General features: G+C 30.0%; 13 protein-coding genes. 8 read left to right on the forward strand and 5 right to left on the reverse strand.

The window, feature by feature from the left end; all coding sequences use genetic code 11:
* Positions 1 to 247 precede the first annotated feature (247 nt).
* Positions 248 to 592 carry a hypothetical protein gene (locus B3578_RS09525; RefSeq protein WP_221854443.1) on the forward strand — a complete coding sequence of 115 codons (345 nt, stop codon included), beginning with the start codon at positions 248 to 250 and terminating at the stop codon, positions 590 to 592.
* Between the two features lie 55 nt (positions 593 to 647).
* Here the strand turns inward: B3578_RS09525 and B3578_RS09530 are convergent, their stop codons facing one another.
* Complete coding sequence (locus B3578_RS09530) at positions 648 to 869, reverse strand: heavy-metal-associated domain-containing protein (protein WP_038335762.1); 222 nt, start codon at positions 867 to 869, stop codon at positions 648 to 650.
* Between the two features lie 149 nt (positions 870 to 1,018).
* On the opposite strand from B3578_RS09530, the gene B3578_RS09535 reads away from it, so the two are divergent.
* Positions 1,019 to 2,341 (forward strand): solute carrier family 23 protein, encoded by a 1,323-nt coding sequence (locus B3578_RS09535; protein ID WP_221854442.1) that lies wholly within the window; start codon positions 1,019 to 1,021, stop codon positions 2,339 to 2,341.
* A gap of 66 nt (positions 2,342 to 2,407) precedes the next feature.
* Here the strand turns inward: B3578_RS09535 and B3578_RS09540 are convergent, their stop codons facing one another.
* Entirely contained in the window at positions 2,408 to 3,457 is a 1,050-nt protein-coding gene (locus B3578_RS09540; protein WP_125349352.1) for a 2Fe-2S iron-sulfur cluster-binding protein, read from the reverse strand.
* 99 nt (positions 3,458 to 3,556) lie between these two features.
* Between B3578_RS09540 and B3578_RS09545 the strand changes: the two genes are divergently transcribed.
* Entirely contained in the window at positions 3,557 to 3,922 is a 366-nt protein-coding gene (locus B3578_RS09545; protein ID WP_019973715.1) for a methylglyoxal synthase, read from the forward strand.
* Positions 3,923 to 4,032: 110 nt separating this feature from the next.
* Positions 4,033 to 4,428, forward strand: a complete 396-nt coding sequence (locus tag B3578_RS09550) for a hypothetical protein (RefSeq protein WP_125349351.1) — start codon at positions 4,033 to 4,035, stop codon at positions 4,426 to 4,428.
* A 53-nt stretch (positions 4,429 to 4,481) separates the two neighbouring features.
* On the opposite strand, the gene B3578_RS09555 is transcribed toward B3578_RS09550, so the two are convergent.
* The 3 genes from B3578_RS09555 to B3578_RS09565 form a co-directional block, all read right to left on the reverse strand.
* Positions 4,482 to 4,913 (reverse strand): hypothetical protein, encoded by a 432-nt coding sequence (locus B3578_RS09555; RefSeq protein ID WP_125349350.1) that lies wholly within the window; start codon positions 4,911 to 4,913, stop codon positions 4,482 to 4,484.
* Between the two features lie 94 nt (positions 4,914 to 5,007).
* The gene (locus tag B3578_RS09560) at positions 5,008 to 5,664 is read right to left on the reverse strand and encodes an NAD(P)-dependent oxidoreductase (protein ID WP_125349349.1); all 657 of its coding nucleotides are present in this window, start codon (positions 5,662 to 5,664) and stop codon (positions 5,008 to 5,010) included.
* A gap of 53 nt (positions 5,665 to 5,717) precedes the next feature.
* Positions 5,718 to 6,125 (reverse strand): RrF2 family transcriptional regulator, encoded by a 408-nt coding sequence (locus tag B3578_RS09565; protein WP_221854439.1) that lies wholly within the window; start codon positions 6,123 to 6,125, stop codon positions 5,718 to 5,720.
* A gap of 108 nt (positions 6,126 to 6,233) precedes the next feature.
* On the opposite strand from B3578_RS09565, the gene B3578_RS09570 reads away from it, so the two are divergent.
* The 4 genes from B3578_RS09570 to B3578_RS09585 all read left to right on the forward strand — a co-directional run.
* Entirely contained in the window at positions 6,234 to 6,809 is a 576-nt protein-coding gene (locus B3578_RS09570) for a Crp/Fnr family transcriptional regulator (RefSeq protein WP_291048173.1), read from the forward strand.
* The gene (locus B3578_RS09575; protein WP_291048176.1) at positions 6,802 to 7,401 is read left to right on the forward strand and encodes a hypothetical protein; all 600 of its coding nucleotides are present in this window, start codon (positions 6,802 to 6,804) and stop codon (positions 7,399 to 7,401) included. Before B3578_RS09570 ends, B3578_RS09575 begins: the two co-directional genes overlap by 8 nt.
* An 80-nt stretch (positions 7,402 to 7,481) precedes the next feature.
* Positions 7,482 to 8,237, forward strand: coding sequence for a DUF4241 domain-containing protein (locus B3578_RS09580; protein WP_038335748.1), 756 nt, complete (start codon positions 7,482 to 7,484; stop codon positions 8,235 to 8,237).
* A 103-nt stretch (positions 8,238 to 8,340) separates the two neighbouring features.
* On the forward strand, positions 8,341 to 8,552 hold a 212-nt coding region (locus tag B3578_RS09585), incomplete at its 3' end, for a hypothetical protein (RefSeq protein WP_291048179.1).

Consider the following 8,552-nt stretch of genomic DNA (forward strand, 5'->3'; position numbering starts at 1 on the left):
TTGTCATAGAAATCAGTATGAAATCACCTCTCTTTCAGAACCTAAATTCGAACAATAATATCGTTCTGAAGGCTGCATCAACGTTGGGTTACTTTGTTAAATTCTTTTGTTGAAAGTGATTGGGACAAAAAATTTCGTCATCAGTAAACAAATCTTGCGATTTATGCTTGGAATTGCAATCATCATTTGGCGCATATACAACAAGCTAATAAAAGTTAGTGTATCTTTGCAAAACATAATCTAACTCATGAAATACATCAATTATTTTCTATTATTTTTATCTACAATCATTAGTATTTTTCTGTTTTTTGTAAGCGCTAATCAAATTGAAGTTGTTCCGAATAAAAATGAAGGTTATAAAGGTGAACAAATTATGCTCATTGAAAAATCGAACGATATACAGTTTGTGAAAAATATAGCTGAAACTTCGGTAGATAAATATGATGTAATGTACAATCAATTATCTGATTTTGCAGCAAAAATGAATACTTGGATTATTTTATTATTTATTCTTCAACTTGCTATGGGCGTACTTTTCTTTCTACAATTTCGAAAAAATAAAAAATCTCAAGTCAACACAAGATTAACTTGAGATTATATTGACTTAAACTATCACAAAAAATAAGTCATTCTACCTAAAAAAATATCTATTCCTCAATTAATTCAGCTGAAAAACCAACTTCCTCAATTGTATCAATAATTTCTTCGTCTGTTGCTTGATTAATTTTTACAGACAAAACTTTGTCTGGATTATCAGTATCAACTTCCCAAGCTTCTAAACCATCTAACTTATCTAAAAAAGGTTTCACTTTGCTCACGCAACCACTACAATTTATATTTGTTTTGAATTTTAATTCTTTTGTTTCCATAACTCTTTGATTTTTGTCTTACAAATTTCGATAGAATTGTTCCAAAACCATTTACAAGATTTCGCTAAATAGTTATATGATTTCTATACTTATTAATCGTTTTGAGCTACTTTTGCATTCAAACAAAACAATTTCAATTTCTTTTACAAATGAGTCAACAAAATGACCAAAATATTATCTTAGCGATCGACGAAAAACCGAAGTTAGGACAAGGTATATTATTAAGTATACAGCATCTTTTTGCAATGTTTGGTGCAACAGTTTTAGTTCCTGCTTTGACAGGAATGTCTCCAGCAATTGCATTAATTTCGAGTGGAATCGGAACTTTAGTTTTCATCTTAATTACACGAGGAAAAGTCCCTTCATATTTGGGATCTTCATTTGCTTTTATCAATCCAATTATCGCAATGAAAGCTTTAGAAACAAACCCAGAAAGTGGAATTGCGACAGGAAGTTTCTTGGTTGGTAGTTTTTTGGTAGGAGTTACTTATTCATTGGTCGCACTATTTATAGCAACGGCAGGAACAAAATGGTTAATGAGACTTTTACCCCCTATTGTTGTTGGTCCAGTAATTATGGTAATTGGTCTGGGATTAGCTTCTACAGCAATCAAAATGGTGACAAATAATCCTTCTGGTGAATATGATTTAACCTATGTTATAATTGGTTTTGTTACCTTAATTATCACGATAATTACAGCAATTTTCAGTAAAGGTTTTTTGAGTGTAATTCCAGTTTTGGTCGGAATTATTGGTGGATATCTTTTTGCAATTACGATGGGAGTTGTCGACCTAAATCCTGTTATAGAAGCTAAATGGTTTATGATTCCAGATTTTACCATTCCTTTTGTAGATTACACACCAACTTTGTCTTGGTATGTTATTTTCTTAATGATTCCGGTCGCAATTGTACCAATCGCAGAACATATCGGACATCAATTAGTTTTGAGTAAAGTCGTGAACAAAGACTTAATCGAAGATCCAGGTCTTGATAAATCGATGTTAGGAGATGGTATTGCAACAATGATTGCAGCTTGTTTAGGTGGACCTCCAAACACAACGTATGGCGAGAATATTGGTGTTTTAGCCATTACAAAAGCTTTTAGCATTTATGTATTTATTGGAGCAGCATGTTTTGCTATTTTATTTGGATTTTGTGGTAAAGTTTCAGCTTTATTAAGTACAATTCCAACACCAGTTATGGGCGGCGTTTCTATTTTATTATTCGGAATTATTGCTTCGAGCGGATTAAGAATGCTAATCGAGAATAAAGTTGATTTCAAGATTAAACGAAACCTTATTATTTCCTCTGTTATTCTTATCATTGGAATCGGTGGTGCAGCAATCCACATTGGAGATTTATTTTCTTTAGAAGGAATGGCTTTAGCTTCTATAATTGGAGTTGCTTTAAATTTGATTCTTCCTGGAAGAGAATTTGTCTCATTCAAAGAAATGTTTGATGAAGAAAATTAAATTATCATAAAATAAAAAGACGAAAATTTATAATTTCCGTCTTTTTTTATTAGATATTTTTTGTTCTTAAACTTCGTCAAAATCAATTGCTAAAGTAGCTGTTTTTGGACGAGAAATACACGCTAACGTCATTCCTTCTTCATAATCAGAATCTGTTAATACATAGTTGTCTCCGATATGCACTTCGCCTTCCGTTATCTTACACATACAAGACGAACAGACACCACCTTTACATGAATAAGGCGCATCAATACCAGCGTCTAACATTGTATCAATCAAATTTTTTCCTCTATCCCAAGTCACTTCAGAAGTTTCTCCATCAAGTGTTACAGTAACTTGAACCGTTTGAGGTCCTTCGTCATGTTTTGTAAAAATATCTTCTGTTTTCACTGAAGGATTAAACATTTCGAAATGAATATGTTTCTCGATAATTCCCGCTTCATTGATTTTCTTCGCTAAAGTCAAAATCATTTCTTCTGGTCCACAAACCATTGCTTCATCGACTTCATTGATATCAATAATTTGATTCAAAATTAAATCAAACTTCTTCTCATCAATTCGTCCGTTGTAAATAAAATTCTCTTGATCTTGACGCGTATAGAAATGATGAATAAAAACATTGTTTGGATATTTTTGTTTCAATTCTGTCAAACGCTCTTTGAACATGATTGAGTTTTCATCTCTATTTACATAAAAAATATGAAAATTTACCCATTCTTCAGTCTGCAAAGTAAACTCTAACATACTCATAATTGGCGTGATTCCACTACCCGCCGTAAAAGCTAATAACGTACGTTTTTCGTTTGGTTTTGTTGGAATTGTAAAACGTCCACTTGGTGTAGAAACTTCCAATTGATCACCAACTTTTAGTTCATTTGCTAAATAAGAAGAAATCTTTCCATTTGGTTGAGATTTAACCCCAATGCTCCATTTTTTATCATTAGGAGATTCACACAAAGAATAATCTCTTCGTTCTCCATTAATATTAAGAGTGATATATTGTCCAGGTAAAAAATTGTATTCTTCGTGTAATTCCTCAGGAACATCAAACGAAATTTGAACAGCATCAGCCGTTAATTTTACAATTTCTTTTACTGTTAATAAATTAAATTTCATAGTCGTATACTATTTATAATTCTTAAAACAACTCGTTATTTAAGATTGTTCTGCTAACTTTGTACAAAAGTAAGATTTTAGATTAAATAGAAAAAATATATGGAAATAGCATTGATCGCTCATGATGGAAAAAAAGCTGAAATGGTCAATTTTTTAATGAAACATAAAGAAGCTTTAAACAAAAATAATATCACATTTATTGCTACAGGGACTACAGGAAAGTATGCAGAGCAAACTGGACTAAAAGTAACGCGCTATCTATCTGGTCCTCTTGGTGGTGACGCGCAAATTGCCGCTCGAGTTGTAGAAGGAAAAACAGATATGGTTTTCTTTTTTAGAGATCCGATGGGAAAACATCCGCACGAACCAGATGTAAATATGTTACTGAGACTGTGCGATGTACACAATATCCCATTAGCTACAAACCCAGCGACAGCAGAAATGTTATTGGATCATTTGAAATAATTATTCTTAAGCTAATCTTAAGTTTATTTTGGTTGTTTTGGTGGATAATTTATTTAATATTGAATAGAAATTTTAACTGAATATAAATAACAATTCAAAACCAAATTACAATGAATTTAATTAAAAAAACAGCTATCGCGCTTAGCTTATTTGCATTTACTGGATCTACTGTAGCATTTGCTCAAACTAAAACTCCAACTAAAACTGCTAAAACAGAAATGGCAAAAACAAAGGCTACAACTGATAAAAAAGTAACAGAAACAAAAAAGGATGTAAAAGCAACTACAACTAAGAAAACTGATGCAACTGCTAAAACAGTCAATGACAAAAAAGTAGCTTCAGAAAAAAAAGTGGAGAAAACGACTACTCCAAAAAAAGAAACAAAAACGACTGTAGCTAAAACAACTACTGCAGGGACTTACAATGGACACAAAGTTTATGTAGGACCAAAAGGTGGAAAATACTATATCAACGATAACGGAAATAAAACGTATATCAAACAATAGTTTTTATCCTAATAAAAATAATAAAGGCTGTCTATTTGTTAGGACAGCCTTTTTTAAATTATATTTTTATAATATATATTTTCTGGATTTTGAGGATCGATTAAGATATCGACATCTTTTCCTTTTTTTAAAATCTCATTTGCATTAACATCTCCAAAATATTCAAACTCTGTATAGTAAATTTTCTCATTATTAGGATGTTTATAAAAGACTTCAACTATATAATCTGGCAAATGATTTTCTCCTAATAAACCTCTTTTTATTTCAATAATATGTGCTTTTACTTTTACTCCTTTATTTAATAATCTTGAATGATTTAGGTAATCAAATAAATTGACGAAACCTAAATACCCCATAAACAAACTACAGAACAGAAAAACTACTCCAAGTAGTTGATTAAAAAATACACCAAGATTTAGAAAAGAGCATATTAGAACAAATCCTAAACTTAGGATTAAACTTCCTATTGCGATTGACAATTTCATTATTCTTGTATTTGTTATCTGTTTTTCACAAACCGTACCAAAAACAAAAAATTGTCCTATAAAAATAATTTTATTGTAAATTTACTCAAATATCTTAATAAGCTGCTGTAAATCTGCTTTTTATATGATTTGCATTTTCTATTTCATCTGCAATCACCACTGCAACATCTTCCACAGACAAAATACTACGCCCTTCTGCATTGAAAACTGGTACATCATTGCCTAAACGATATGTTCCTTTTCGCTCTCCAGATGTTCCTTGATGCATTTCTGGCGCTGGAGAAAACATTGTCCAATCCAACTCATTATCTTGTTTCAAGATATTATAATAATCTCTCGCTGCCAAAGCGCCTTGTTTTATTTGTTCAGGAAAATCTGGTGTGTCTACAATTTGTAATTCTTTTTGATCATTCACATACAAACTTCCCGCTCCACCAATAACAATCAAACGCTTTACACCAGCTAATTTAGTTGCTTCTTCAATTGCTTTTGCACCTTTCAAATAATCCTCATAAATATTTGGATTTGCCCAACCTGCATTAAATGCACTTACAACTACATCAGCACCTTTCAAATCTGTCGCCAAAGCCTGTACATCGTTTACATCTAACGCCACTTTTGCTACATTTTTACTATCTAAAACCTTGTCAGTATTTCGTGCAAATGCTTTGATAGATTGATTTCTATTTACCAATTCTTCTACGATATGTGAGCCTACAAAACCTGTTGCTCCAATTACTGCTACTCTCATTTTATTTAATTTTATATTGTAATTAATTTTGTTACATTTAAAGATAAAAAATTTTACTGAAATTCATCAGAAAATTGTTTTAAAGTTTTATGATTTAACGATTTAATTAAATCTGATTCAGCATTATCAAATAATCTTTCAAGATTGTCATTCATTTGTTTACCAACTGGACATTCTGGATTGGTATGATTCATTCGTCCAAAAACATTTTCTTGATTGACAATTTTATACACATCACCTAACAAAATATCAGCAGAATTTTTAACTAAATAAATTCCTCCTTCTTTACCTTTTTTCGAATCGATAAAACCTGCTTCTTTCAAGAATTTTATTTCACGACGAACCACAACAGGGTTCACATTAATACTTCCAGCAATAAAATCAGAAGTAATTAATTGTCCTTTAAATTTTTCAGTCAAAACTAAAATATGAATCGCCGTTGCAAATCTTAAATTATTCATTTCTCTAAATCGATGGGACAAATTTAGTACAAAATTTTCAATTGTAACAAATATTGATACAATTTTATTGATTAATTTCTCTTAAATTTGTTGCACATTCCTATACATATGGAAAATTATAAAAAACATTTATCAAATATTATTGATCTCACAGAAGAACAATGGGTAGAAATTGAAAAATTTTTGGTAGTAAAACACATCAAAAAGAATGAATTTATTTTAGAACCTGGTGAATATTCCGAAGATTATTTTTTTGTTGAATCTGGTGTTATTCGTTCTTATACAATAGATGAAAACGGAAAAGAACATGTTTTACAATTCGGAACAGAAAATTGGATTGTAAGTGATAGAAATAGTGCTTTTTGTAAGCAACAATCAAAGTTTTATATTCAAGCAATAGAAGATTCTACCGTTATTTTATTGAATGAAAAATTAAATAATCTAATCACTCGATTAAATCTAAATTATTTAGCTGCTCAAAATAAATTAATTCAAAATCATGTGCGCAGTTTACAAGATCGTATTAATTTATTACTTGGTGCATCTGCAAAGACTCGTTATTTAGAATTTATGCGTCTTTATCCCAACCAACTTTATCGCATACCACAATGGATGATCGCCTCATATTTAGGCATCACACCCGAAAGTTTAAGTAGAGTTCGTAAAGAAATAGCACATGGATAGTTATAGTTTTGAAATTTTTGTACCAGAAAAACCTAAAAAAAATAATAAACAAATTGCGAAAGTAATCTTATCATTTCTCGCCGTTACTGTAATTAGTTTTGTGTTTTTGGAGCTGAAAGTTTTTAAAAATCAAACGTATTATTACATTTTTATTGGGCTTTTAGCTACTGCTGTTGCTTATTGGAATGGTTATTTTAAAAGACCTACTACAGAATTGAAAGGTAATTTTGATGGAAAATTGACATTTACAAAAGATACAATTTCTGTAAAGGATCAAACTTTTTCAATCAACGATTTATTTTCTATTGTCATTGATAATGAAGATTACAAAGGAAAAGCTGTAAAAGAATTTGGTGAGTTCCAAAACCCAGAAGGTTCGCACGGAATTAGTAATTTAATTACATTAAAAACAAAAGATAATCAATTTGTTGAAGCTTATTTTTTACAAAAATCATTAAATGAATTTTCTAAAATCGAATCATTTTTAATTCAATATTACAAAAACAATTTACTTTCTGAAGATGATTTAATTTCGATCATGCATTTAGAATATGATATTGATAAGAACGAGTTGAGAAAAAAATTAAGATAATTTAATTTTTCACTAACATATAAAAGTTAAGCTAGTCTCATTATTTAATGTAATTTTGTACCACTTAAAAACAATAATTTATGCAACCAACAGCAGAATGGTTAAAAACTTGGGAATCTAAAAGAGAATTCACTTTAGCTCCTAATGATTTAGAAAAATATTTTACAGATAAAGAAATTGGAGGTGTAGAAATCGACCAAATCGAAATGGGAGAAGTTTCTTTACCATCAGGTAAAATCTTTGTAAATGATCCTTTGGGTGAATATTTATCAATGGACAAAGATCCTTATTTCCTTGAAACGCCAAAAGGTAATTTTCCTGTAACTGCAAGCATCGTAAAATTTGAAGACGATGGTGATGTTGAGAATTTGATTGGTTGTATCAAAGTTGCTTTTACAAACGAAAAACCTGTTCGTTATGAAGAAGCAATGAAAGGAATTGAGTTGATTGACGAATTACAAGAAGGAGAATATTTTGGTTTTTCTATTGAAAGTGGTTTAGCAACAATTGTTGATGCAGAAGCAAAAGATTCTTTTGTAAAGTTTATTGATGAATTCGAAAGTAAAGGTGATGTAAATTTATATGATGATTATTTCAATGCATTATTTGTAGAAAACGCTAAAAATAATCCGAAATATCAATCAGAAGAAGGAGATTGGATCAATTGGACAATTCCAAATACAGAATTCAAATCGCCAATTTTTCAAGCTGGTTTTGGTGAAGGAATTTATCCCGCTTACTTTGGATACAATGAAAAAGGAGAAATTGTTGCATTTTATATTCAATTCATCGATGCTGAATTAGAAGATTCAGAAGATGATGATGAGTGGTTGTAATTAATTTTTTAGATCAAATAAAATTTAAAATCCTTCAAGAAATTGAGGGATTTTTTTGTTTAAAAATATGTATTTTAAAATATTGTATATCATATTAAACAGAATGAGAAAACTTCTTATTAGCATATTTATTATAGAAACAATAAGCTGTTCTAAGAAAATTGATTATCAAAATACAATTTCAGCAATAGAATCCAATCAAGATTTATTTGATGATAATTACAGTTTAAGAGGGAAAACTAATATTTTTTATAATGATTCTATCCACTACTTTTATTTGGAATACGATACAATAGAATACCCGTTGTGCATTTT

Source organism: Empedobacter sp. UBA1574, assembly GCF_002322895.1.
Taxonomy (GTDB): domain Bacteria; phylum Bacteroidota; class Bacteroidia; order Flavobacteriales; family Weeksellaceae; genus Empedobacter; species Empedobacter falsenii_B.

Bases quoted from the DNA above. Each gene is read 5' to 3' on its own strand.
- B3578_RS09575 (WP_291048176.1), top strand. From the start codon at position 6,802: ATGGATAGTTATAGTTTTGAAATTTTTGTACCAGAAAAACCTAAAAAA.
- B3578_RS09580 (WP_038335748.1), top strand. From the start codon at position 7,482: ATGCAACCAACAGCAGAATGGTTAAAAACTTGGGAATCTAAAAGAGAA.
- B3578_RS09565 (WP_221854439.1), bottom strand. From the start codon at position 6,125: ATGAATAATTTAAGATTTGCAACGGCGATTCATATTTTAGTTTTGACT.
- B3578_RS09570 (WP_291048173.1), top strand. From the start codon at position 6,234: ATGGAAAATTATAAAAAACATTTATCAAATATTATTGATCTCACAGAA.
- B3578_RS09535 (WP_221854442.1), top strand. From the start codon at position 1,019: ATGAGTCAACAAAATGACCAAAATATTATCTTAGCGATCGACGAAAAA.
- B3578_RS09540 (WP_125349352.1), bottom strand. From the start codon at position 3,457: ATGAAATTTAATTTATTAACAGTAAAAGAAATTGTAAAATTAACGGCT.
- B3578_RS09555 (WP_125349350.1), bottom strand. From the start codon at position 4,913: ATGAAATTGTCAATCGCAATAGGAAGTTTAATCCTAAGTTTAGGATTT.
- B3578_RS09525 (WP_221854443.1), top strand. From the start codon at position 248: ATGAAATACATCAATTATTTTCTATTATTTTTATCTACAATCATTAGT.
- B3578_RS09545 (WP_019973715.1), top strand. From the start codon at position 3,557: ATGGAAATAGCATTGATCGCTCATGATGGAAAAAAAGCTGAAATGGTC.
- B3578_RS09560 (WP_125349349.1), bottom strand. From the start codon at position 5,664: ATGAGAGTAGCAGTAATTGGAGCAACAGGTTTTGTAGGCTCACATATC.
- B3578_RS09530 (WP_038335762.1), bottom strand. From the start codon at position 869: ATGGAAACAAAAGAATTAAAATTCAAAACAAATATAAATTGTAGTGGT.
- B3578_RS09550 (WP_125349351.1), top strand. From the start codon at position 4,033: ATGAATTTAATTAAAAAAACAGCTATCGCGCTTAGCTTATTTGCATTT.